The sequence below is a fragment of the Shewanella sp. Koi 1 genome (assembly GCF_052907445.1).
This window is the reverse complement of the sequence record NZ_JBREJM010000001.1, coordinates 199,303-224,923: the sequence shown is the minus strand read 5'-3', so window position 1 is coordinate 224,923 and position 25,621 is coordinate 199,303. Positions and strand designations below refer to the sequence as shown.

21 protein-coding genes are annotated in these 25,621 nt (G+C 48.0%); 11 read left to right on the top strand and 10 right to left on the bottom strand.

Annotated features, from left to right (window positions below; genetic code table 11):
* Position 1: 1 nt before the first annotated feature.
* From gspE to gspC, 3 genes are read right to left on the bottom strand one after another with little or no spacing between them, the layout of a single operon-like run.
* Positions 2–1,567 (bottom strand): type II secretion system ATPase GspE, encoded by a 1,566-nt coding sequence (gene gspE / locus ACUZ8J_RS01030; RefSeq protein ID WP_011715424.1) that lies wholly within the window; start codon positions 1,565–1,567, stop codon positions 2–4.
* Positions 1,564–3,675 carry a type II secretion system secretin GspD gene (gspD, locus tag ACUZ8J_RS01025; protein WP_446692841.1) on the bottom strand — a complete coding sequence of 704 codons (2,112 nt, stop codon included), beginning with the start codon at positions 3,673–3,675 and terminating at the stop codon, positions 1,564–1,566. Before gspD ends, gspE begins: the two co-directional genes overlap by 4 nt.
* Positions 3,676–3,699: 24 nt before the next feature.
* The gene (gspC, locus tag ACUZ8J_RS01020) at positions 3,700–4,626 is read right to left on the bottom strand and encodes a type II secretion system protein GspC (RefSeq protein WP_446692840.1); all 927 of its coding nucleotides are present in this window, start codon (positions 4,624–4,626) and stop codon (positions 3,700–3,702) included.
* 251 nt (positions 4,627–4,877) lie between these two features.
* Here gspC and hslR point away from each other — a divergent pair, with 251 nt between their 5' ends.
* From hslR to ACUZ8J_RS01000, 4 genes are all read left to right on the top strand, one after another.
* Positions 4,878–5,276: a ribosome-associated heat shock protein Hsp15 gene (hslR, locus tag ACUZ8J_RS01015; RefSeq protein WP_011715421.1), complete on the top strand. Its 399-nt coding sequence runs from the start codon at positions 4,878–4,880 to the stop codon at positions 5,274–5,276.
* Between the two features lie 36 nt (positions 5,277–5,312).
* The gene (hslO, locus tag ACUZ8J_RS01010) at positions 5,313–6,173 is read left to right on the top strand and encodes an Hsp33 family molecular chaperone HslO (RefSeq protein WP_126512252.1); all 861 of its coding nucleotides are present in this window, start codon (positions 5,313–5,315) and stop codon (positions 6,171–6,173) included.
* Between the two features lie 201 nt (positions 6,174–6,374).
* Positions 6,375–7,916, top strand: a complete 1,542-nt coding sequence (locus ACUZ8J_RS01005; RefSeq protein ID WP_011715419.1) for a phosphoenolpyruvate carboxykinase — start codon at positions 6,375–6,377, stop codon at positions 7,914–7,916.
* Positions 7,917–8,164: 248 nt separating this feature from the next.
* Positions 8,165–9,724, top strand: coding sequence for an AbgT family transporter (locus tag ACUZ8J_RS01000; RefSeq protein ID WP_446692839.1), 1,560 nt, complete (start codon positions 8,165–8,167; stop codon positions 9,722–9,724).
* Between the two features lie 119 nt (positions 9,725–9,843).
* On the opposite strand, the gene ACUZ8J_RS00995 is transcribed toward ACUZ8J_RS01000, so the two are convergent.
* Entirely contained in the window at positions 9,844–11,307 is a 1,464-nt protein-coding gene (locus tag ACUZ8J_RS00995) for a DUF4892 domain-containing protein (RefSeq protein WP_446692838.1), read from the bottom strand.
* Between the two features lie 406 nt (positions 11,308–11,713).
* Here ACUZ8J_RS00995 and ACUZ8J_RS00990 point away from each other — a divergent pair, with 406 nt between their 5' ends.
* Positions 11,714–13,447, top strand: coding sequence for a hypothetical protein (locus ACUZ8J_RS00990; protein WP_446692837.1), 1,734 nt, complete (start codon positions 11,714–11,716; stop codon positions 13,445–13,447).
* 83 nt (positions 13,448–13,530) lie between these two features.
* Here the strand turns inward: ACUZ8J_RS00990 and ACUZ8J_RS00985 are convergent, their stop codons facing one another.
* Positions 13,531–13,947 (bottom strand): DUF7716 domain-containing protein, encoded by a 417-nt coding sequence (locus ACUZ8J_RS00985; protein WP_446692836.1) that lies wholly within the window; start codon positions 13,945–13,947, stop codon positions 13,531–13,533.
* 399 nt (positions 13,948–14,346) lie between these two features.
* Here ACUZ8J_RS00985 and ACUZ8J_RS00980 point away from each other — a divergent pair, with 399 nt between their 5' ends.
* From ACUZ8J_RS00980 to ACUZ8J_RS00970, 3 genes are all read left to right on the top strand, one after another.
* Complete coding sequence (locus ACUZ8J_RS00980) at positions 14,347–15,573, top strand: dicarboxylate/amino acid:cation symporter (protein ID WP_446692835.1); 1,227 nt, start codon at positions 14,347–14,349, stop codon at positions 15,571–15,573.
* Positions 15,574–15,836: 263 nt separating this feature from the next.
* Positions 15,837–16,955 (top strand): FUSC family protein, encoded by a 1,119-nt coding sequence (locus tag ACUZ8J_RS00975; protein ID WP_011624770.1) that lies wholly within the window; start codon positions 15,837–15,839, stop codon positions 16,953–16,955.
* A gap of 131 nt (positions 16,956–17,086) precedes the next feature.
* Positions 17,087–19,078 carry a M14 family zinc carboxypeptidase gene (locus tag ACUZ8J_RS00970; protein WP_446692834.1) on the top strand — a complete coding sequence of 664 codons (1,992 nt, stop codon included), beginning with the start codon at positions 17,087–17,089 and terminating at the stop codon, positions 19,076–19,078.
* A 24-nt stretch (positions 19,079–19,102) separates the two neighbouring features.
* On the opposite strand, the gene ACUZ8J_RS00965 is transcribed toward ACUZ8J_RS00970, so the two are convergent.
* On the bottom strand, positions 19,103–19,870 hold the full coding sequence (locus tag ACUZ8J_RS00965; protein ID WP_279774903.1) for a class I SAM-dependent methyltransferase: 768 nt from the start codon (positions 19,868–19,870) through the stop codon (positions 19,103–19,105).
* 270 nt (positions 19,871–20,140) lie between these two features.
* Between ACUZ8J_RS00965 and ACUZ8J_RS00960 the strand changes: the two genes are divergently transcribed.
* The gene (locus tag ACUZ8J_RS00960; RefSeq protein WP_248968700.1) at positions 20,141–20,917 is read left to right on the top strand and encodes a DUF4097 domain-containing protein; all 777 of its coding nucleotides are present in this window, start codon (positions 20,141–20,143) and stop codon (positions 20,915–20,917) included.
* A gap of 287 nt (positions 20,918–21,204) precedes the next feature.
* Complete coding sequence (locus ACUZ8J_RS00955; RefSeq protein WP_446692833.1) at positions 21,205–21,708, top strand: hypothetical protein; 504 nt, start codon at positions 21,205–21,207, stop codon at positions 21,706–21,708.
* On the opposite strand, the gene ACUZ8J_RS00950 is transcribed toward ACUZ8J_RS00955, so the two are convergent.
* Both ACUZ8J_RS00950 and ACUZ8J_RS00945 read right to left on the bottom strand, forming a co-directional pair.
* Positions 21,694–22,167, bottom strand: coding sequence for a nucleoside deaminase (locus ACUZ8J_RS00950; protein ID WP_446692832.1), 474 nt, complete (start codon positions 22,165–22,167; stop codon positions 21,694–21,696). The genes ACUZ8J_RS00955 and ACUZ8J_RS00950 overlap by 15 nt on opposite strands.
* Positions 22,160–22,849 carry an FMN-dependent NADH-azoreductase gene (locus ACUZ8J_RS00945; RefSeq protein ID WP_446692831.1) on the bottom strand — a complete coding sequence of 230 codons (690 nt, stop codon included), beginning with the start codon at positions 22,847–22,849 and terminating at the stop codon, positions 22,160–22,162. The genes ACUZ8J_RS00950 and ACUZ8J_RS00945 overlap by 8 nt, the downstream gene beginning before the upstream one ends.
* 134 nt (positions 22,850–22,983) lie before the next feature.
* Here ACUZ8J_RS00945 and ACUZ8J_RS00940 point away from each other — a divergent pair, with 134 nt between their 5' ends.
* Entirely contained in the window at positions 22,984–23,835 is an 852-nt protein-coding gene (locus tag ACUZ8J_RS00940; protein ID WP_446692830.1) for a LysR family transcriptional regulator, read from the top strand.
* 303 nt (positions 23,836–24,138) lie between these two features.
* Here the strand turns inward: ACUZ8J_RS00940 and ACUZ8J_RS00935 are convergent, their stop codons facing one another.
* Together ACUZ8J_RS00935 and ACUZ8J_RS00930 are read right to left on the bottom strand one after the other, a co-directional pair.
* Entirely contained in the window at positions 24,139–24,495 is a 357-nt protein-coding gene (locus tag ACUZ8J_RS00935; RefSeq protein ID WP_446692829.1) for a hypothetical protein, read from the bottom strand.
* 59 nt (positions 24,496–24,554) lie between these two features.
* Positions 24,555–25,205: a hypothetical protein gene (locus ACUZ8J_RS00930; RefSeq protein WP_446692828.1), complete on the bottom strand. Its 651-nt coding sequence runs from the start codon at positions 25,203–25,205 to the stop codon at positions 24,555–24,557.
* Between the last annotated feature and the right edge of the window lie 416 nt (positions 25,206–25,621).

Below are 25,621 nucleotides of genomic sequence, written 5' to 3'. Positions count from 1 at the left end.
CTTACTCCTCGCGGGTCACCCTCAGGACTTCTTCTAGAGTGGTGATACCTGAGAGCACCTTGCTCATGCCATCGTGGCGAATGCTTGGCACCGACTGGCGGATATATTTCTCAATCGCCAGTTCGCCACGTCCACCGTGGATCAGCTCGCGCACATTATCATCGACCAGCAACAGCTCATGGATACCCGTACGACCACGGTAGCCACTGCTACCACAGGCCTTACAGCCATTGGCGCGGTAAATATGGCGATGATCGTCTGCTGCCATTCCCAGCAGCTCACGCTCACGCTCATCGGGCACATGCTCTGTCTTACATTTTGGACAGAGAGTACGAATTAAGCGCTGGGCTAGTACCCCGAGCAAACTCGATGAGACTAAGAAAGGCTCTACGCCCATGTCCTGCAGACGGGTAATCGCGCCAGAGGCCGTGTTGGTATGCAGGGTTGAAATCACTAAGTGACCAGTCAAAGATGCCTGCACCGCAATTTGGGCGGTTTCTAGGTCACGGATTTCCCCGATCATCACCACATCCGGGTCTTGACGCAGAATTGCACGCAGACCACGGGCGAAGGTCATGTCCGCCTTAGTGTTCACTTGAGTTTGACCTATACCTTCTAACTCGTATTCGATTGGGTCTTCAACGGTTAAGATATTGGTATCTTTAGAGTTAATCTCGGTAAGACCCGCGTACAGCGTGGTACTCTTACCCGAACCCGTAGGGCCTGTCACCAGAATAATGCCGTGTGGACGACGGATAATCTCGTCAAACTGGGCACGGATACTGTCGGTCATCCCCAGTTGTTTTAAGTCCAAATTGCCAGCGTTTTTATCTAACAGACGCAGCACCACACGCTCGCCATGGCTCGATGGCATGGTCGATACCCGCACGTCCACCGCACGACCCGCAATCCGCAGCGAAATACGGCCGTCCTGTGGTACACGTTTCTCGGCGATATCGAGACGCGCCATGACCTTAATCCGCGACACCAAAAGGGATGACAGCTTACGATTCGGTTTAAGCACTTCCTTCAGCACACCGTCGATACGGAAACGCACGACCAACTGCTTCTCGTAGGTTTCGATATGGATATCCGAGGCTTCTTCTTTAATCGCTTCAGATAACAAGGCGTTAATCAGCTTGATAATAGGCGCATCATCATCGCCTTCGAGCAGATCTTCGGTTTGCGGCAGCTCTTCGGCGAGGGTGAATAAATCCATCTCGTTGCCAATATCTTCCATCAGCTGCTGCGCTTCGGAGGAGTTGGCTTGATAGGCCTGGGTTAATTTCGCCTCAAACTTGCCCGGCTCGAGCAAGACCAGCGGCAAATCCGCGCCCGAGTAGCGGCGCGCTTCGAGCATGGCTGCTAATGGGGTTTTGGCGGTATAAAACAGGTTCAAGGCACCATCATCGCCATAGGCTAAAATCACCTCATGGCGATGGGCAAAGGCAAAGGGTAAACGCTCTTTGCTGCTGGAGCGAAATACCTCATCACCTTCGGCTTCAAGCCCTAGTTCGTTAGAAACTAGGCTTAAATCCTCGACTTGGGTTACTTGTATTTCACTCATTGTGTTTTGTCTTTGTTCTTGTTTTCATCCAGCGACTTGAGGGTCGAGTCCGTTTTACGCATATTGGTATCTAACCCTTTGCCTTCTTTGTAACGCTCTAAAATCTCATTCACTTCCGGCGGCAGGTATTCAGATTGATTCCATTCTTCTAGGATTGGCACTTGAGTATTTGGCATCAGATTCACGCCGCGCTCTTGCTGCTCAAGTTGTAATGCTCTGAAATAGTTGTATTTACGGCCAGCGATACCTTCCATAGTCACACCATCACGGATAATGGTGGGCTTGATGAAGATCATCAGGTTCTTTTTGGTCTTCTTACTGGAAGAAGACTTGAATAAGTGTCCGAGCACCGGAATATCACCGAGGAATGGCACTTTCTGCACACTTTCTTGGACTTCTTCGTTAATCAAACCACCGAGTACCACGATTTGCCCAGAATCAGCCATCACAGTGGTGGTTAAACGGCGAGTCGCGAAGGAGATATCCACACCCGTGTTACCGTTCACACCCGAGACTTCTTGCTCAATGGCGAGCTTAACCGCGTTGCCTTCGTTGATCTGAGGCACCACTTTTAACTTCACCCCAACCTCTTTACGTTCAACGGTTTGGAATGGGTTGCTGTTGTTTGAGCTGGCGGTAGAACCGGTCAGAATCGGCACTTCATCACCGACGATAAACGAGGCTTCTTGGTTATCTAAAGTGGTAATCGAAGGCGTTGCTAGAACGTTCGAGTTGGTATCGGCCGACACTGCTTGTATTAGGGCGCCAAAGTCACCCATGGCCACGCCCCAGGCCATACCGTTCACTTTACCTAAGGCTTGGGCAAGTAAGGTCACATCACCTTTGGTATCAGGGTTGTCTGTACAGGTCTGATTGTCCCCAGAACCAGTACAAGTTTGAGAAGCTTTTACATCTTGAGCCTGCCAAATACCGGCGCCAATTTCACCAATGGTTGGGCCTAAGTTATTGAACTGAGTACCACCACCCGCTTTAGATGCCCACTGCACCCCAAAGCCGACGTTATCGCCTTCGGCAACTTCCACGATAATGGCTTCAACTAATACTTGAGCGCGGCGAATATCGAGTTGGTTAATCACGCTCTCGATAGTGCGCATTTGATCTGGCTCGGCGCTGATCACTAAGGCGTTAGTATCAGTGTGGGCCATAATATTGATTTCATTACGACGTTTACCGCCAGCCTGGGCGCTTGGATCTTTTTCACCCTCAAGCTTTTGCGCAAATCCGGTCAGCACTTCAACCAAGTCTTCAGCCTTGGCATAACGTAAATAACGTACTTTAGTGTTACCCGTGCTGGCCTGCTCGGCATCGAGGCGATGGATAAGCTCAACCACGCGTTGGCGGCTCTTTTCGTCACCGCTGACCACGACGGCGTTAATACGCTCGTCGGCAACGACCTTAGGCGCTTGGCCAGGGAGCTGCGCTTGGTTAGCTGTCGCGCGGTAAAGGGTATCGATAATTCGCACCATTTCACCGGCAGAGGCGTATTCGAGCGGCACCACTTGTACCGAGGTATCGCCCTGTTTATCTACACGGCGAACGATTTCAACTAACTTGTTCACTACAGCGGCGCGGCCTGACAGCATCAGTACGTTCGATGGGTCGTAGTTCACTACGTTACCGCCACCGGCATTATCGTTTAACTGACGTAACAACGGCGCCAACTGCTTGGCTTCGGTGTTATACAGCGCCACGATGCGGGTGACCATTTCATCACCTAAACCTGGGTCGTTGTCGTTAGCTACACGAATCGCCGCGGTTTTCGCATCTTTGTCTTTAATGACCTTGATGACGTTGTTTTCCATCTCGACGATGGCATAACCGTAGACTTGCAACACGTTGAGGAAGAATTGGTAATACTGCTCATCGTTGAGCAGATCATAACTGCGCACGTTGATCTTGCCGCGAATGGTCGGGTCAACAATGATGGTTTTATTCAGGTTTTTACCAACGATGTTGATAAATTCTTGGATATCAGTGCCTTTAAAGTTGGCCGCATATTGTTCAGACCAAACAAATTGCGAGGTCAGCATAGTGGCGCCAGCCACAACTCCAGCAATCAGTTTGCGTCGAATCCGTTTGTTATTCATTATTTTACTTTCCTCTAACGCGTGTTATTGCGGCAAACTAAACATGATTTCAACCAATTGTCCTTCCCGCTCAACCATGATGGAAACTTCAGTTAATTCAGGCAATTGGCTCATCATTTCTAACGCCTGACTCATCACAGTCAGGTCGTATCCATTAATCGATTTAGCAAGGTCATTGGGTTTAAAGCCCGCTTGCTTAAAAAGGTTCACATCTTTACCTGGGTTTAAACGGTAACCCACGACACTTTCGCCCTGTCTAACGGGAGAAATCGCAATGTAATCGGTAATTTTGCTGGGATCGGCTAAGAGTTCACTGCGGGATTCGGCCAGCTCTTGGGAAATTTCAGTATTTTTGCGTTGATCAACGCGGCTAACCACTTCGGCCTTTTCACTCTTAGCCTTTTGTAATTGCTGATTCGCTGGGCTTTGGCTGGTGTAAACCAGACCATCGAGCATTAAGGTCTCGTAACGGCCCGCGTTAGTGATGATAATCCGGTCGGCATAGACTTCTTTTAGCGACGCCGAAGTGCCTTTGATCTTATCGCCTAGGCTGTAGGTTTCTTGGCTACCGCTGGACTCGATAATCGCGAGGCCTTTTTGATCGGCGGTTGAAGCCACCACACCCGTTAATTGAATAGAGAGGGAAGTCTTGGGCGCATCGGTCACAGTCTCAACCACTTCCACTTTGGGTTTATCCGATTTGGCATCGGCTCGACCAAACAATGCAAGCTGCTGTAATCCCGCAAGATCAACTTGCCCAGCGCCTTTGCCCGTTGTCGTGACAGCCGTTGGCGACCAAGCCGTTGGGGATGAGGTACTAGGTACGAGTTTCCATGTAATTTGCGCGGCTAAGAGTAAACTCAGAATAAAACCAAACCAGAAAACAACCTGACTCAATGGCTTATGCGGGATACCTACAGCTTTAGCGATAACTTTATCTAATAAATCCATATTTATGTGGACCCTCAATACAGGTCTCTGTTCTGATTATAAAATTTATAATGTTCGCCACATGCTAACCTAGGCCGCATTTGGCAACAAGCCCATAACAGTATTGCAATTGGCGAAAATTGGCCATTTATGCTAACTTTGCCCGCCTCAAAAGGGTGTGAAGCACACCACCCTTTAACATCATCGCAATGCGACTTAGGCATTTTATTGCTCAGCATGTGAGCTCATCGAGCTTTTATCTTGGAGACACTATGACGCAAAGTTCAGGCGACAGTGGCAGCGTTCGACTCGATAAGTGGTTATGGGCCGCACGTTTTTATAAAACCCGTGCCATTGCCAAAGAAATGATCAACGGCGGCAAAGTACATTACAACGGTGCTCGCACCAAATCTAGTAAGAATGCCGAGATAGGTGCCGTCCTTAAGATACGACAGGGATATGACGATAAAGAGATCGTCATAAAAAAATTATCTGAAATGCGCCAAAGCGCGACGATTGCGCAGGAATTGTACGAAGAAACGGCTGCTAGTGTGGCCAAGCGTGCGGTAAACGCCGAAGCAAGACGATTGAATATTCTCAATAATCCTGCGCCCGACCATAAACCGGATAAAAAGCAACGACGCCAACTTATCCGTTTTAAAGAATGCTAAGAATTACGTAAAAGTTACCTAACAGTGAGATACAAGATGATACAAGATATTTTAAACCGCTACCTGTTCGACAATGCCGATGTGCGTGGTGAACTCGTACAGTTACAAGACAGCTATCAACAGGTGATTGGCTCACACGCTTACCCACCCGTGTTACAAATCCTGCTGGGTGAATTACTGGCGGCAACGTCGCTGTTAACCGCCACTTTAAAATTCAGTGGCGATATCAGCGTGCAGTTGCAGGGTAACGGCCCAGTATCACTGGCGGTGATCAATGGCAATAATCAGCAGCAATTACGCGGTATTGCGCGCTGGGAAGGTGAGTTAGCCGACGATGCTAGCCTAGCCGATCTGTTTGGCCAAGGTTATATGGTTATCACCTTAACACCAGATGAAGGCGAGCGTTACCAAGGCGTGGTCGCCCTCGACAAGCCAACCTTAGCCGCCTGTGTTGAAGACTACTTTAACCAGTCAGAGCAATTACCTACTGCACTGTGGTTATTTGCCGACGGTAAACAAGCTGCGGGTATGTTCCTGCAAGTATTACCAAGCCAAGAAGACCACAATGCCGACTTCGAGCATTTGTGTCAGCTGACCGCGACCATCAAGGCAGAAGAGTTATTCACCTTAGATGCGCAGGACGTCTTGCACCGCCTATATCACCAAGAAGAAGTGCGTCTGTTCGATCCTATCGAAGTCAGCTTTAAATGCACTTGCTCACGTGAGCGCAGCGCAGCCGCGATCAAAACAATTGATCAAGCCGAAGTCGAAGCCATTCTGGCCGAAGACGGTAAGGTCGAAATGGGCTGTGAATACTGCAATGCGAAATACGTATTCGATGGCATTGATATCGCAGCCATTTATGCCAACGGCACTGGTTCAAATACCCAGCAGTAAGTCAAAATTGACTGTTAAAAGGGCACCTTAGGGTGCCCTTTTTTGTACCGCCTCAATGATCCAGCTCACACTTTACCCACGGATAGGATACAATCGGCACACTTTGTCGCCTAGCACGACTAGCGCGATAAATAAAAACAAAATCGGCAGACGATCGATAAAAAAATAACCTTACAAATACAAGTCAATGGAGACCTCACTATGGCGGATGGATTAAACCGCGTTCACTACAACCCCTCAACAGCACAACTGGTCGAATTTGCCCTGCTACGCGGCGAAGGTGAATTGACTGCAAACGGCGCACTGGTTGCTAAAACTGGTACCCGCACAGGTCGCTCTCCTGGCGATCGCTTCATTGTAAAAGAAGATAGTTCAGCGGCTGACATCGAATGGGGACCCGTCAACCAAGCATTTGAACCCGGTGCTTTTGAAGGATTATGGGCGCGTGTAGAAGCATTCCTCGCCGATAAAGAGTTGTTTGTATCTGACCTCGAAGTCGGTGCAGACCCAGAACATTACCAGCCAGTGCGTGTGACGACTCAATACGCTTGGCACCAACTGTTCGCCCGCAACCTTTTTATCATCCCAGAAGAATTTAACCGTCAAGACAAGCCTGTATGGCAAATCATCAACGCGCCAGACTTCGTCTGTGTTCCTGAGCGTGATGGTACCAATTCAGATGCGGCGGTGATCTTAAACTTTGCCGAACGCAAAGTGTTGCTAGCGGGCCTGAAATACGCTGGCGAAATGAAGAAGTCGATGTTCTCTGTACAAAACTTCCTGCTGCCAGCCCAAGGCGTATTGCCAATGCACTGCTCGGCAAACGTAGGTAAAGATGGCGACACTACCCTATTCTTCGGTCTGTCAGGCACAGGTAAAACCACCCTGTCTGCGGATCCAAAACGCTTCCTGATCGGTGACGATGAGCACGGCTGGGCACCAGGCGGCGTATTCAACATCGAAGGCGGCTGCTACGCCAAGTGTATCGATCTGAGCCAAAAGAACGAGCCAGTGATTTGGGATGCGATTCGCTTCGGTACTGTGTTGGAAAACGTGGTCATGGACGAACACCGCGTGCCTAACTACAAAGACAGCAGCCTGACGGAAAACACCCGTGCAGCTTACCCGCTCGAGCATATCGCTCAGCGTAAAGAAGACAACCGTGGCGCCGAGCCGCACGCTGTTGTGTTCTTAACCTGCGACGTGTCTGGCGTATTACCACCGGTTTCTATCCTGAGCAAAGAGCAAGCGGCTTACCACTTCCTCTCTGGTTACACCGCTAAAGTCGGTTCGACTGAAATCGGTTCAACCTCGGCGATTCAGTCAACCTTCTCTACTTGCTTCGGCGCGCCTTTCTTCCCACGTCCTGCGGGCGTGTATGCAGAGCTGCTGATGAAGCGTATCGAGTCATTCGGTAGCCAAGTATACCTAGTTAACACTGGCTGGACTGGCGGCCCACACGGTATTGGTAAACGTTTCGACATCCCAACGACGCGCGCCATTGTCGATGCGATTGTCAGCGGTGAGCTGAAAAACGTCGAAACCGTACACTTAGAGACGCTGAATCTGGCCGTGCCTGTGGCGGTACCCGGTGTAGACACTAACCTACTCAACCCAGTGAACACTTGGAGCGATAAGGCACTGTACGCCGAATACGCTCAAAAACTGGCCGAAGCCTTCACTAAGAACTTCGCTAAGTACCAAGTGTCAGATGCCATCCGTAACGCTGGCCCAAAGGCATAAGCGGGTAGCGGACTCATTTAGATAATGTAATCAAACACATTATTGAGTAAAAAAGCGCGGGTTCAGCGATGAATCCGCGCTTTTTATTTGCCTGTTGATTTTATGGCTAAGAGCCTGCCGCACTAAAGTCACTGCAATAGATTTTTATGTGTTTTATTTCTTATCGATTAGTTAAACCAAGCTTAAATTAATGCTGCGTTTTTATAATCACAGATAACAATCATCATTTTTTAGGAAGCGGCACCCAAATGGAAAACCATAAACCTGTCACTGGATTCCAGCGATTTCTCAATGGCGTCGAAGTCGTCGGCAATAAACTGCCCGATCCGGCGGTGTTATTTGCGATGTTTCTGGGCCTAGTCTGGCTGATCTCTTGGGGATTATCGGGTGTCAGTTTTGATGAAATCGACCCTCGTACTGGCAACCCCATTCAAGTCGTGAATATGCTCGAAGGCGGCGCACTGACTGCGTTTACCTCGAACATAGTCTCCACCTTTGTGACTTTCCCGCCGCTCGGTGTCGTGCTGGTTGCTATGCTGGGGCTTGGCGTGGCTGAGCATACCGGCTTTATTAATGCTGGGCTGCGCTCGATTTTATCGGTGACCCCCAAGATGTTACTCACCCCGGTATTGATCGCCGTAGGTATCCTGAGCCATGTCGCGGTTGATGCGGGTTATGTACTGGTTATCCCACTCGGCGCGGTGATCTTCTATGCCGCGGGTCGTCATCCTCTAGCCGGTATTGCCGCCGCTTTTGCTGGCGTATCCGGCGGTTTTTCTGCGACCGTGGGTGTGCCATCGAGCCTTGACCCTATGTTAGCGGGCTTAACTCAGGCAGCAGCAAGATTATCGGCCGACCCAGCGGCCGCCACATTAACGATTAACCCACTAAATAATATCTTCTTTACGTCGGCTTCAGCCGTGTTAATTATCTTAGTTGGCTGGTTCTTAACGGATAAAGTGATTGAGCCGCGTCTAAAAAGTACCGCGGTGAATGGCGATCCCAGCACACTGCCAACGCTTGATGAGCTGGCGCCCCATGAGCGCCGCGGTCTCAAATTCGCTATGGGCGCTATGTTGTTATGTGCCTTAGGGTTGGTGTTTACCGCCTATGGTGACAACTCTGCCTGGCGTGGTACCGATGGCGCGCTAACCAGTGCCTCGGCTCCCTTAATGCGCTCCATTGTGGCGATTATTTTTGTGTTCTTCCTCGTGCCTGGCATAGTTTATGGCTACGTTGCGGGCACGGCGAATAACCACAGAGCCATTATTCAAGGCATGAGTAAGTCCATGAGCGGCATGGGTTATTACATTGTCATGGCCTTCTTCTGCGCTCAGTTTATTTATGCCTTTGGTCAATCCAATTTAGGCGCATTAATGGCGATTAAAGGCGCGTTGGCGCTGAAAGAATTGGCCCTTCCTATGGGCGTAACATTAGTCGGGATTGTGTTTCTCACCGCGTTCGTCAATCTATTAGTCGGCTCGGCATCGGCCAAATGGGCCTTGATTGGTGCCATCATGGTGCCCATGTTAATGGAGCTGGGCGTATCGCCAGATTTGACTCAAGCCGCTTACCGCGTGGGCGACTCGTCGACCAATATCATTACCCCGCTGATGCCTTACTTTCCGTTGATTGTGGTGTTTTGCCAAAAATACGTTAAGGAATCAGGCATTGGCACCTTAGTGGCGCTGATGCTGCCGTTTTCAATCAGTTTTCTGCTGCTTTGGAGCGGTTTCTTACTCGCTTACTGGGCCTTAGGTCTGCCATTAGGAATTGGCAGTTCGCTCTCCTTCCCGGCACTATCTTAGCCTTAGCCTGAATATCGCTTGGCAGAGACGTCGGCTGAGCGATCGCAGATAAACAAAAATGGCGCCAACTCGACAAGAGCTGACGCCATTTTTATATCCATTGAATCAAACGATTGGGTTTACTTACTATCCGATCTCAATACTAACTCGACACGGCGATTCTGCTGCTGCCCCGCCTCATCACTGTTGCTAGCAACGGGAGCATGTTCACCTATCCCTACGGCTTCCAATTGTTGAGTTTGAATACCATGACTCGTGGTCAATAACTTCACAATCGCCACCGCGCGGCGTTGGGATAGACCTTGGTTATAGGCTTGATTACCTTTGTCATCGGTATGACCCACCACATAAAATGCACGCTTAGGATTTGCCTTTAAGTAACTCGCAAGCACCTCGACAACGGGCTGCGCCTCGGGCAACAACTTGTCGCTATCGTACTCAAATAACAGCCCTTCTAAGGCAACATGCCCCTTAGCTTCGATTTGGTCGGTCAGCGCCTCAAGATTGATCCCCACGCGATCATCCTTAAGCTCAGTCTCCTCCAACACCCGCAGGTCGGTCCATAACCCGCCGATATAACCAATGGTATAAGTGCTCACATGCACATTCCCCTCGGGGCGCGTTAAGGTATACCAAGCATAAAACTGGCTGTCTTCGTTACCAATATTCACTAGAGAATCGATGGCTTTGATAAACTTATCCTCCCTACCACAGGCCTTTCCCTGACACTCAAATTGCGTCTCGAATCCGAGTTTAGCCAATGCCACCTTGTAGTTAGTGAACACCTCGTAACCCGAATATTCCTTTGGTATTGAATAGCCATTTTGAGTCAACTTACCCGCACGCTCCACCAGCACAGGCTTATTGCTTGCATCCATTGAAGACACAAAAGCAGTGCTGGCAAAGCCTTGGCGTTTAAAGTCTTGGATATAGCTTCCCTTTAGGCGGCTGATAAGCGGATGATCCTCGGCGCCGTTCTTATCCTTCTTTTGATTATCTTTAAACTCGATTTGCTTAGGCGCCTGCTGCAAAAATGCAGCATTAACTGTGACTAAATCTAGCGGCTCGGGGATCACCTCGAGCGTCGTAATATGAATACCCGCAGAACTCTTCAGATTTGCGGCTTGTATGGCAGTATAAAACTCTTTTTGCTCGTTCTTCACTCGAGCAAACAAGTAACCACTTTCAACACCAATAACACCATCCAACAGCGCAATTTTCTCTCGCAATAAGCGAGAATCACCACAGGCCTCAAGCAGACACTCGAATAGGACTTCGCCACCAAGCTTTTTAATCTGCTCACGGTAATTGTCGAGAATATGCGCTGGGCTATATTCGGGCGCTAATTTATATTTTTGCTGATGGACCTGACCGAAGATAGGCTTAAAACGATAGTCAGATCTTTGTTCACCCGCGCTGATAATAAAGGGATATTCGGCATAATGGCGCGTCAATTCATCCTTTAATTTCGCCGTAGGAAAAGGCGTAAATAATCCCTCATCCGCCGCCATTAACGACAATGGCAACAGGCTCGTCGAAATTGCCAATAACCCCGCTAAATAACTCCGCTTAGAAACACGCATCAATATTTACCCTCCATAGAAATACTGCTGCGAAAAGTAACACTAAACGGATTGCGCAATAACAAATATGAAACAAGTTAATACTTTAGCGTGATTGAGGCGATGGGTTGTACAGGCAAAAATAGCTGCCGAAAATGCAGACTGATTTAAAAACAGCCGCATTTTGACCGGAAGGATGCCAAACGTTGTCGTGAAAGGGATTTCACATCAAGCCGCATGTTTTATCACAAGCGGCGTCGATTTTTATCCATCCAGACCGATACTCACTCCCTTCTTAGTCACCTAGGCTAATCCTATTTGGCTTGGCCACGAATAACACTGCAAAACGTTGAATACTCGACGTTATCAGATGACTCCACGCTAACTCAGTGCAATGGAAATTGCCAAATTGATGTAAGGACACAAGATGTTTAAACCTAAACTGCTCTCTTTGCTGATCGCCACCAGTTTGCTGACGGCATGTTCTGGCTCAGACGATAAAGATGACACCACCACGACGCCAGAGCCGACGCCTCCAACTGAATACGCACATAAGGTCACAGGTCAAGTCACTTATATCGGCGCTATCGCCGGGGCCAACGTGTGCGTCGATCTCAACCAAGACTTAAGCTGCTCAGAGGGTGAACCGAGCACCACTACGGACACTGACGGTAAGTATCAAATCGATTGGAAAAGCGAGACCGAAAAACCTAACTATTACCTGTTAGCCAATTGGATTGATACCGCACCGTCATCTGCACGCTCAGCATTGGCGATGAGCTCCGCCGCAGCTAACACCAGTGCCACCACTGGCGGCATGAATATCGTTGCCCTGCCCGATCATTCGGGTCATATCAACGCGCTGACCAATATTGAGTTTTCACGCTATCGCAAGATGATTGAGGCCGACTTAACGCCACAGCAAGTGATTGAGTTTCGCGCCAAACTAAAAACCTTATACGCCAGTGGATTTAAACAAGTTGAAGCCGATTTATTTAGTCTTTCGCCCGAAATCACCCTGCAACCGACATTTATCGACACCCTGCTGTTACACGATTATCTGCTAAATCTCACCAACGAGCGCACAGTGGAAATTTTGGCAGCCATCGAAGTGTTAATCGCCGCATTTGAAGCCTTCGAGAATTTAATCCTAGGGTATGGTTTTGGCACTGAGGCTTATCTGCAAACCAATCCCATTGCCGTCACCAATAAGGTGGAGAGCACCTTAGTGTCCTTCGGTTATATGGAGGCGCCAGTTGATGGCAAGGCGATGAACAGCACTGACTGGGATACAGTCTTTAGCAGCATGCTCAATCATACCGACGCCTCTCATGTGCTCAATATCGCCACCGTTCGCAACAGCCACTTTGTCAACTTAGATTATGGTACTGGTGACCAAACTCTTACTGGCGTATTTTCGGGTGACGCAGTGATGATCTTCGACAACACGTCGGGAGAAGAGGTCCCTACCGAATGCTGGAATGAGCCGATGAAAAAATGGATCAATGCCTCGCGCAACGACCAAGGGTATGTCCTGAAAGATCCTGTGATTGAAGGTAACAAAATAAAGACCGTTTATGCTGGCACTGAAATCCCTGTCGAAATGAATTTCCATAAGTATCAAAACACGGCCGCCGACTGGCAGGATTTACTGGCAAACCTCCCGAGCGATCTCAAACTGGCGTCACTCAGCTGGCCTTCGCAAATATATCGCATGGACATTAAGCAAACGGCCGACGTGTTATGCCGCGCAGAAGATCCCATCACCTATGAAACGGGCGTTGAAACCGCGAGCGAGCTTTCCTCTAGCGTGATCGTGGAGCTATTGTGGCCCTTCGCTTACCCCGAGAGTTACGTTGAGGACTCAACGAATAAATTCACCATTCTCGATAGTTTCGGTCAGCCTGAAAGCCAACATGAATGGAGCATTAGCACCAGCCCAAATGGCGGCAAGCTGCTAACTATCACTGAAATTGTGGAGGATCCGATTGCGAGCCAGATGGTGCAACCGAGCTACTATCTTGTGACCTCAAACTTGCTGACAGAAGTTGAGCTAAACACGGCATTTGATACGACTGACAATAAACAGTTATATCGCTTTACCTACGACCAAAGCTTCAGCAATACCCTGCACAACCACTTTAAGTCGCTAGCAAAGTAAACCTTACTCCCTCCGCGCCCCTGAGTTGATTCCTCCGGGGCGCTTATCTCAACTTAAGTCGCGATGCTCCGTAAAGGAGTCCATCAGAGGCTGATAAACGCATCTCGCTCATAGTAAAAGATAATCGCTTCAAGCAGTTCCTGTTCACAGGGCTCAGCTTTTTGCTGCTTAAGATTATCAATCACATCCTCGATTTGATCCGTGTTTAGCAGATAACCATAGTCACTGTGGCCTAAGCCATCCTCAAAGGCATCGATTTCGTCATCCGATAGATCCCTCATATCGGCCACTATCGGGAATAATAATGTGGTCAGTTGTAGGGATTCACCTTGTTCCAGATCTTGATAAACCAGCCAATAACTTAATCCCGGTTGTTCGATGCACTTTCTTATCCAGCGCTGTAACGACTCGGGCTGGCCGAAAAATGAGGTGATATTCATAATGTCCTCGAATGGCGTTGTCATAGTAAAACCGAGTGAGCCACTAAGTTGCATAGTCATAGAGGCTATTTACCACTCCCAAGATGCATACAAGTAACAGATGGGAGTTCTCGCGACTCAACCCGCCCCAAGAATACGAGAGGACATCTGCGTCCATCAAAGCCAAAATCACAATTCATCAATTCGATGGACAAAACCCAAGCCAAAATTAAACAAACATCATTTTATTGAATGAGTTTTTAAATATTATCCATTTAGACATGGTGTTATTTAGTTTTTGGTTATTTTCAAACCAAGGTTGGTGATGTTTCACAAAACCCGTTACGCCAACTGTGATACCTTAAGCGCCCAAAAAACGTGTCAGGGCTGAGCTTTTACGCCAAAAGCGAGGGCAGGCCTGTAAATAGATAACTAGTCTTAAGACACAAAATGCCGCGGTAATTGGGGAGTTTCGCAAGAATGAAAAGCAAGAGTTTATTAGGCAACATTGGTGTGCAAGTGGTTATTGCCATGATTATTGGCGCACTGGTTGGTTTTATGGGCGAAAGTGCGAGCATCTTCGCCCCACTGGGTACCATCTTTATCCATTTAATCAAAATGCTAGTGATCCCACTGGTACTGGTGTCTATCATCAGCGGCGCCGCCAGCTTAGGCGATAGCCCCTCGGCAGGTAAGATTGGTGTCGGCACCTTCGGTTTCTTTATTGTCACCTCGGGGATTGCCGTGGCTCTGGCATTAGTCATGGGCAAGGTGTTTACCCCGGGCGCGGGGGTCGACTTTACCGCCCATAGCAGTAGCGGCCTGATGGAAGTCACCGCCGAACATGGCGCACTGCCGGGGGTCATGGACACCTTTATTGGCATGATCCCAACCAATGTGTTCGAATCATTGACTGGCGGGAATATCCTTCAAATTCTGGTGTTTAGTATATTTTTCGGTATCGCGCTGACCAAGGTCAAAGGCGATGGCGCCAAGCCAATCATGGCGGCGTTAAATACCGTCGTCGACGCCTTTGTATGGATGATCAACTGTGTGATGGTGATTGCGCCCATTGGGGTATTTGGTTTGATGGCCGATTCCGTCGGCACCTTCGGTTTCGATGCCTTAGAAGTCGTGTTTAAGCTGTTTGCCGTGTTTGTGGCCGCGATTCTGATCTACGGTTTTGTGTTCTTCCCCTTAGTGGTACAGCTATTTTCTAAGGTATCGGCACGCCAATTTATTTCGGCGATGAAAAAACCTCAGGTGATGGCACTGTCGACGGCATCGTCTATGGCAACGCTGCCGGTGAATATGGAAACCTGCGAAGAAGATCTTAAGGTTTCTAAGGCAACCACCGCCTTTGTGCTGCCTTTAGGTGCCACCATCAATATGAGCGGCAACGCGATTTACTATGGTTTAGTCGCCATGTTTTTCGCGCAAATGTACAACATCGATCTGTCGATGACCGCCTATGCCGCAATTATCTTTACCTCAACCCTAGGCGCCATTGGCCAAGCGGGTGTCCCCGGTCCGTCATTTTTAGTGGTCGCTGTACTACTGGCAGCCGGTATTCCCATTGATGGTTTACCACTGTTATTCGCCCTCGATCGAGTGTTTGACATGATCCGCACCGCGCTCAACATCACGGGTGATGCCGCCTGCGCCATCATTATGGATAAGTACACCGCAGAGCCAAACTCGAACTAACAGCATAAATACATTGATATACCAAGGCTTGAATAGGCTTACTTATTCAAGCCTTTTTTATACCTAACCCCTCGAGATACCGCATCTTATCCTACTGATTTTATATCACTTAATGTAGATTTATGTGATCTTGCCGACGCCTTGGTCTAAGCTCAAACGGCGCCGCCTCGCAATTCGTATTTCTTTATCCACCAAGCCACACAGACACAGTGCCTTTCTGCGATAATGGCTTGGCTACCATCAGTCCAAAGGAGTGTTGCATTATGTCCGTATTTGCCCCTGCAAGCCCTTTTGCCGACTTTATCTATCGTCATTTCCGTGCCATTCATGCCCTTAAACTCGGCCTCGCCCTGCTGATTGCCGTCACCATTAACGCCATTTGGTCGCCGCCGCATTTTATTTGGAGCATGGTGACCATAGTGATCATTATGATGAGTCTGCCACAGGTGGGCGGCGCAATTGAAAAGTCCCTGCAACGGGCGGTAGGCACCTGTTTAGGGTCGGCTTATGGCGTGATGTTAGTGGCCACTATCGACAGTTATTGGCTGATTATGGGGCTGCTGATCTTAGGGGTCACGCTGATCTGTTTTATCTCGGCGGGGCGCTACAGCTATGCCTATCTGGTGGCAGGATTCACCATTATTATCGTGGTGGGCGATGCGAACCACGACACCTCAGAGGCACTCTGGCGCACGGCGAATATTCTGCTCGGTTGTGTTATCGCCATCCTGGTATCGCTGTTTATCTTTCCGATTAAGGCCAAGCAGGACTGGCGCAGCCAGCTCGCCAATGCCATCGACAGTATGGCCAAAGTGCTTACCCAACATCTACAGGCCCCCGCCAACCATGATTTAGATTTTCGCGCCGAACTCGAGGCGGCAATGAAGGCGGTATTAACCCAGAAGAAACTGTTTTTCTCCCTCGAGTGGGAAAGCCAAACCCTGAAAAAACATAAAGTGTTGCTGGCAGAATTAGTGAATAAACAAGTACGGCTGATCACCCTACTCGAGCTATTACCTTTGAGTCGCTGGCAGGAGGCCGACAAAGAGGCATACCACCAAATCAACCGTGTCGCTGCCGAGCTTACGGCTTATCTTCATAGGCTGAGTGAATTTGTTGCCGGCAAAACAGCCACATTGCCCACACTACCAAATTCATTAGAGCAGGAGTTACAGCACAGATTACAACTCAGCTTGGCCGCCCAAACGCCAAATTCGGCCCCTTTAGCCAATGAAGTTGCGCAGGGATTTGCCCTCACGGGATATGGCTGGCTTATCTATCAACTCGCCATTGCCGTCGAAGCGCTCTACGCCGATATCGAGATTATTGAAATCGCCTATAGCGGACAAACCGTGTTACATAAAACCGCCAAACCTTCATAGACTGTTACCACGGGGCATGGCAGTGAAAATCACTCACTCGAACCAAGATAAACCCTTGACAGCCCTTGCACTCGCAGGGGCTTAATGAAAAGATACCGCCCTAATAAAAATTCGATGTGTGGACTGTTTTCATGCGCTTGTTTTCCCCTTCCGTTATCGCCATTGCCTGCTTATCGGCGGGTTCACTATTCACCGCCCAATTTGCCGTTGCCGCGAATACCGAAGTCGCACAACCCGAAGTGACAACGACTGGAGCCGCCAATGCTGAAGTCGCAAACACTGAGGCAGCTAAAACCGACGCGGTTGACGCCAGTGCCGACAGCAGCGCTTCGCCCACTGCAGAAACCACTCCAGAAGCAGCAGTAACAGCAACTCGCGCCAATACCTTTGTGAATGACGCCATTCTCCCGCCGAGCATCACTTGGCATGGTGGCAGCGAAGCCCTGTTACTCAGCGCCGATAACGAATGGGCGACGCCCTTCGAGCAAAGCAACGGCATCGAAAGCCCAAGCTATGACGATACTATTACTTGGCTCGACCGATTAGCGGCCGAAACCACCAAATTGCAGAAAGTCAGCCTAGGCAAGAGCCCTCAAGGGCGCGACATTTGGATGTATGTCGCCAGCAGCGAAGGCATTAACGAATCGGCACGGCTAAAGCAAAACACTAAGCCGACGATTCTGGTACAGGCCGGGATCCACGCGGGCGAAATCGACGGTAAAGACGCCGGCATGATGCTACTGCGGGATATCATCAAAGGCGACAAGAGCGACTTGCTCGAAAAGGCCAACTTGCTGTTTGTGCCTATGTTTAGCGTCGATGCCCATGAGCGCAGCGGCGAATTTAACCGTGTTAATCAACGTGGCCCGGTCAATATGGGTTGGCGCACCAATGCCAATAACCTCAACCTAAACCGCGACTACGCCAAGGCCGACACCTTAGAAATGCAGCATATGCTGCGGGCAATCAATGTGTGGCAACCAGATTTGTATATCGATGTGCATGTCACCGACGGTATCGACTACCAGTACGACATCACCTTCGGCTACAACCTTGCCCAAGGTTTGAGTCCCGCCAGTTTCCGCTGGCTCGAAAATAGCTACCGCCCAGCGGTCGAAGCGGCATTAACCGCCCAAGGTCATATCCCAGGTCCGCTGATTTTTGCCGTCGACAATACCGACATCACTAAAGGCATGTCACTGTGGAACCCTAGCCCACGTTTCTCTAATGGTTATGGTGATGCCCGCCATCTGCCCACCATTTTGATTGAGAACCACAGCTTAAAACCTTTTAAGCAGCGCGTACTTGGCACCTATGTGATGCTAGAGCAAACCCTGAAAACCGTGGGTGATCAAGCGACTAAGTTAAAGAGTGCGATTCAAGAGGATAAATACCGCGCCTCGCCACTGATCACATTAACGTGGAAATCGGCGCCACTGGCTAAAGGCTGGGATTTTAAAGGCATAGATTACAAGCTTGAGCAGAGCCCGATTAGCGGCACCGAGGTAGTGCGCTGGACAGGCGAGCCCAAGCTGTACCCGAACCTACCTGTGATTGCCGAAACTGTGCCCGACATTAAAGTCACTCGCCCGAGTGCTTACTATATTCCTGCCCAGTGGACACAAGTGATCGACCGCTTAAATCTACACGGCATTCGGATGACGCGTTTAAGCAAGCCAACAGAACTTAAATTGCAGCAATACAGCTTGAGCAATCCGGTGTTTAATACCAAGGCGTTCGAGGGACGACTCACAGTGAAGGCCGACTCGACACTAGCCAAACTGACCACCACCTTGCCCGCGGGCACAGTGAAAATCAGCACAGATCAACCCTTAGGCGATCTGGCGATTTTACTACTCGAGCCACAATCACCGGACTCGTTACTGCAATGGGGCTTCTTCAACCCTATCTTTACCCGTACCGAATACATTGAGGACTACGCCGTAGAGCCGCTGGCCGCCAAGATGCTTAAGGAAGATCCTAAGCTGCAGACGGAATTTAACAAAGCGCTGGAAAACCCAGAGTTTGCCGCCGATCCTGAGGCACGCTTACGCTGGTTCTATGAGCGCAGCCCTTACTACGATAATCAATATCTTAAGTATCCGGTCTACCGTAGCCGTTAATCCATGCGTTAAAAACGGCAAGGATTAAGCAGGCTTACGCGCACTAATGCTATACACCAAGGGCACCTGTTGCCCTTGGTGTGTGAGTACATAACGGCCATCGGCTTGCGCCTCTAGCCCTTCGAAACAGTTATAGGGGCTAAACGCAAACTCGTGGAAGAACTCCAACACTAAACCCGCCTGCAATAAGGCATTGATCACCTCAGACAAGCTATGGGACCAACACATTAAGGTCTGCTGCTCATCACCGGCATTCTCGGTATAGGTCCCTTCCTGCTCAATATCTGGCTCACCCCGATTAAAATAGCTATACCCATCAAATAGCTGCTGCGCCGGATGAAACTCAGCCATATAAAACTGTCCGCCGGGCTTTAAACACGCCGCAATGGTCTGCGCCCAGAGTGTTAAGTCAGGCAGCCACACAATCGCGCCATAGGAGGTAAAAACAATATCTTGCGGCTCAACCTTGCCCGCTACGCTGTAGACATCGCTACAGATAAACTCGGCGGACAACTCCGTCTGCAGCGCCAGCTTGCGCGCCTCAGCAATCGCCACCTCGGATAAATCGATCCCAGTCACCTTTGCGCCCATTCGCGCCCACGACAGGGAATCTAAACCAAAATGACATTGCAGATGCAGTAGACTTTTGCCCGCCACCGCAAGCTCACTCAGCTCGATTTCCGTTAAGGATGTGTTGCCACTCAAAAAGCCTTCAACATCATAAAAATCAGAAGTTAAGTGCACTCGAGTGCGGGCATCCCAAGCGATTGTATTGGTCGTTAAGTAATCCATATGAGTCCTTTCTAGTCATGCGATTAGCCAAGCGGGCTGAATCGACACACGCTAACCGAATAAGTGATTAATTTCACCACTCTTTGGGAAAAATCACTCATTCAGCGGACATGTCCGCCCTCGTCCAAGCGGACACATTTAACTTATCTACATGATTATTAATACATTTTAAAATTGGCATAGGATGTGCAATCTCGACTGATATCAAGCTTATCGCTAATAGCTCAGCACTCAGTCGGTCGTCGAGTGTCGATAACAAGGAAGAAGAAAATGTCACTACGCCCTTTTATATTCACCCTCGGATTTGTCGCCCTCTTTACGGTTGGCGTGTCACTCACGGGCTGCATTATTAATGTGAACGCCGCTGGTATGCCGGATTTAGATCACCAACAACGTGAACTCAGCCTAGATGCTCAAGACCTACAGGAACTCGTCGCCGAAACGGGTGCGGGCAGTCTTGAAATTATCGGTGTCGAAGGCCTAACCCAAATTAAGCTAGTCGCTGATATCTATAGCAATGACGATAGCAAAGTCATTCTCACCCTTGAGAAAAAGGCCAACAAAGCCCAGCTTAAGGCCGACTTTGAATCCCATAGCAGCTTTAGCAATTACTCACCCTATATCGACCTTAAGTTACAAGTGCCCGCCGGATTAGCGCTGGACATAGACGATGGTTCGGGTGCGATTTTGATCAACAAGATGACTGCGGATATTAAGGTCAAAGATGGCTCGGGCGAACTGGCTATCCATGGCGGCAATAATGTCAGTATCGACGATGGTTCTGGTGCGATTGAAGTCAGCCAAGTCAACGGTAATCTGGCGATTGTCGATGGCTCTGGCGGTATCCAAGTTAATGATATTAAAGGCAGTATCACAATCGATGATGGCTCTGGTGAAATCAACGTCGCCAATGTGCAAAACACTGTCACCATCAACGATGGCTCAGGCGATATCAATGTGGTGAACACTAAGGGCTTAACCATTCTCTCGGCAGGTTCAGGGGATGTGAGCTTCGATAAAATCGATGGCCCAGTCAGTAAACACTAAGCCCGTTGACCAACAGCGTTACCGCTCCACCAACTTCCCGGCGTAGAGACTGATGTTGCAGTACCCAACCAAATGTCAGTCTTCTACCCACCCCTTTTGCGTTACCGTTCCATGGACATTCTTATGCACTTTATGCCACTAACCCCTTGTAGTGGCATCTTTTTTTGTGAGACCATAAAACTTAAATTTGCGATAACCAGACTTTAACTCCGCGAATTTGTTAAGATAATTCACCTTCCCGCTCGATAGTCACAAAGTCACGCAGTATTGCCTGTAAGGTCGAAAATATGGATCGGTTTTCGGAATACCAACAAGAAATTGAATCGCTTTCTCAATCGGATAACCCAAGAGAAATAATGGAAGGACTAGGGGATATTTGTTTTGATGGCGAAACCTTTTATCACAATGGTAATACAGCCCTCGCTAAACACATTTTCGAGCATATTTACGCCTTAGATGCGCACTCGGACTATTTCTCACACGCCAGATCAGTCGCCAAAACCTTCCTCGTCAACCTAGGAGAAATACCTCCCATTTCCCTAGAGGAGACTATTTTACAAATGCAGCATGAGCATGCCGCATTGAACCAACAGCAGCTACATCTGTTGATTGCAAAGCGTATTTTTAGGGAATGTAGCCATCATCAAGACGCTATTCGCACCACGCTGGAGTATCTCAATAAAGCCGAAGCACTCACACCTTTGTGCAAAAGCGACCTTCGTTTTAAAGCCTTAGTGAATGCGGCAAGTCATACTGCCGCAAACCATACCACTGACCTACATGCCGATTGAGGCTAACCCAATAGAACTTTGGCGAAATGGCTGAAGCCGATAATTCAACTGCGGCCATTTACTGATCTCAATTTGCAATTTCGACTCCTGCAATAGCTGATAGGTCCAACGATAATCAAAGCCATATTGGCAAGCTTCGTGGCGATCGACTAAGACGATGACCCGACTGATTTTGGCCAGCTGTATCGCCATATAACAAAATCCACAGGGCTCACCAGAAGCGATTAATGTCATGCCCTCCAAGCTGACTTGTTTAAGTAGCAGAGTCGCCATTCGTATCGCTTGGATTTCAGCATGGGCGGTACAATCATGCAGCGCCTGTACCCGATTCACCCCTTCAGCCACAATCCGCCCAGACTCATCCACAATCACAGCCGAAAACGGCAGGCCTGTACCTTCGACTTCCTTTTGCGCCAACGCCAAGGTGTGGTTAACCGCAGGTAAAAAGTGATTACACATCAGTCGCTTCCCCTGCGTAGTGTTGTGCTAGTTGTAACCCCATGGCTGCGGACTTTACCAGTGCCTGCTGTAACGATTGCCGATGTCGATTATCGGCAAACTCTTGATATTCAGAGGCGACTTCAAAAATCTGCTCAACCCCCAAATACTTACTCAGGGTACGTAAATGCGGCACCAAATGCCCATGCCGTTCGTTTACACCACCCTTCTCAAAGCCGAACTCACCGCAGGACGTCAGAATCACTAAGGTTTTGCCTGACAGTAATGGCGCTAGAGGGGTATCGCCACGGTTCAAGTCAAAATCGAAGGTCTTGTTAATCCTTACAATCTGATCAAACCAAGCTTTTAGCTGAGCAGGCATACCGTAGTTGTACATAGGTGCAGAAATCACAATCAGATCGGCCGCTGACACCTCCGCAATCAATTGATCCGATAATGCCAATTGCTGCCGCTGCGCCGCAGAGCGTTTAGCCTCCGGCGTAAACACCGCACCTATCCACTGTTGGTTGATAAAATCTGGTGGATTCATCCCGACATCACGGTAAGTATACTCAGCTGTAGCACAGTGAGTTTTAAAGCTAGCTATAAACCGTTCTGCCAATTGTTTAGAAATAGAGTTATGAGCTGGATTATCGTTTAACACAGCTCTAACGCTTGAATCTATATGAAGAATATGTGTCATCTTGAATCTCTCTTTAGCTGAAAATACCCAGCTATTGTGGTTTTTCAGCGAATGACAGACAAACGACTAAAACGCATTTACAGGTGAGCCAAACTCATCTATTTTCACCTAATACTTATCGAAGGCGGATGACTATGCAGGTTTCATTACAAGCGTTAAAAGCATTTGAAGCAGCAGCTAGACTCGGCAGTTTTAAATTGGCAGCGCTAGAGTTATCACTATCACCGACCGCAATATCGCACCATATCAACAATCTAGAACAGCGCTTGGATGTCGCGCTTTTTCAACGCCAAGCCAGACGCATTAGTTTAACGCCGGCTGGTGAGCGTTTATCCACCGTGACCACTCAAGGATTTCAGGCCATAAATCAAACCTTGGACGATATCGCGAGTACTGGACGCCATATTAAGGTCGCCACCACATCGTCACTTGCAGCGTTGGTCTTGATACCGGCACTACAACAGTTTTACGCGACTTACCCACAAACCCAAGTTGAAGTCGCGACAGGCGAAGATGTGCAGCATGATGCCTTTACACTGCCGCTGCGTTTTGGGGATCTGCGCCATCAACATCCTAATGATGTATTAAAAACAGAGTTCTTTAATATGTTTGCCACACCAGCGGCGGCATCATTGCCAGCAGGTCCTAAACCTCTGACCATATACACAACAAGGTGGAAAAATAATAACTTACCACCACCGCCGCTAACGGACTGGTTGGCACTGCAAGGCTTGCAAGACTCTGGATTGGATATCAAATACTATGATCAGGAGTTGTTTGGTATTCAGCAGGCGCTCGCAGGGCAAGCTTGGGTCTTTAGCTCTACCACGCTCACCCAACAATATGTACAGGCTGGGATATTGCAAGCCGTTAGCCCTAACGCTGTAAAATCATCGCTTTGCTATTACATCCCCAATAAAGCCCTACTAAGCAATCGGCATAACGCACACTTTATTGACTGGCTACAAGCAACCTTAAATACATAAGGAGCAGCGGCATCGATACTGCCTATGGGCAGTTCCACGGCAAAACTTAGTTTCGGTAAAAGCTCGAGAGGCTGGCTTCTGGCTATAGTATTCCCTAATTGCCTGCCGCAGGCTTTCGCACGCTCTTATATGAGCCACACCAGTGACTCGCCGTTCTCATGTTTTAGAATGTCACTGGCGCAACAATGCTGGATTTGGTGCAACCATTGATAACCGATGAATGCCTGTCCTGACTTTTTGCCCTATTTTTCGGTAAGGTAATTTAGCAATCGATATTCTGATAAACTACTTATAATCTGTTTGTTAAAACGTTCTTACCCATAAAGGTGAACACTCTTTGTACCAGTGGTCTACTTGCATTAATTCATCTTTATCGTTAAAAAAGAAGCTAATACCCTCGATGATTACAGACGATGCAAATTTCTTATCGTCCCACGATTGATTATTATATTGTTCTTTTACTTTCTTGATGCCTATTTTTGATTTTGCAATACTTAAAAGCTCGTCTTTGGAAATTGAGCTGTTAACAAATTGGGATAAAACAAAACTATCACGCATTAATCTAGAGTGAGCTTCAATGGTGTAACTGTGCTTTACGAACCAAAAAACCAAGTAACCATTCAATATAAAACTGAGAAGCAATAACACTTTTAGTAACATTTACGCCATCCATGATTAGTAATTACAATGTCTGATTGATGCCAGGAAAACATATAAAATTAACAATTTAGCGGGTCTATACCTATGCTTCGCACATGTAAAAACCTTATGGGTTCAATAGTGTATTTTTTACCATTTATAATAATGGATGGTAACTGGACAGAATAATCTTCCAATTTATACTCAATATCGCTCGAAAAAATACTTATTGATGCACCCGAATTAAAGTACTTTTTACCAAATAATGTGTTATAACCAAAAAAGGTATTACCAGTTATCTTTGATGTTGGAATTACACTGAAATATCCATTACTCTTAGCTGACTCATCAGAATTAGCGTTTGGAATATTCTCCGCCTGTGTAATTAATTCAGCTATCTTTACACTCCATGTTTTGTTTGTTGTATTGTCAGAAATTACAATTTCATCGCTCTCGAATTGAAAATATGTTCCGGATGGAGCAATAATTGAAGCTGAAAAATGAAAATTCTTAAATCTCTTATTTTTTGCTGAACTCGAGCTAGATACTTCGAGTTCAACACCATCACTAAGCTGTATTGATATTTTATTCGCAGGACCAGAACCTCCACAGCCACTACTGTATGTAACTCCTTCGCTATATATTGGCTTATAGTAATCTCGAACTACAGGCGCACACGATATAGATATTATTGAAAGAGAAATTATAAATACACATTTTTTTAAAAACATATATGACGCACAATTTCCTTTGAAACATAACGTCTTAGTTCGCATGAGCGTTAACCTCATAAAACCAGTAAAGTGCATATGTTTAATAACTTGTAATAAAATAAATTTATCAGAATTACAATAAATACACCATCACAAGAAATGACATTTAAACGAGCAAGTTCCATTTCAACTCTTCTTTTAGCTGCTCTATTTTTCTTACACTAATAACAGAATCAGGATATGTGCAGGCTAACAGAACACTCCGAGGTTAACGGGATTAAGCACAGGCATGGAAGTGACCGTTGGCGATATGGCCGCTCTTTCACATCCATGTGATCGCGGCATTCGCACTTCCTTATGCAGCAGATGTCACGGTCGAGCCTATAGGGATACTTCTTGTTAAATGAAAGGGCGGCGTGTCACTGAAATGGCAG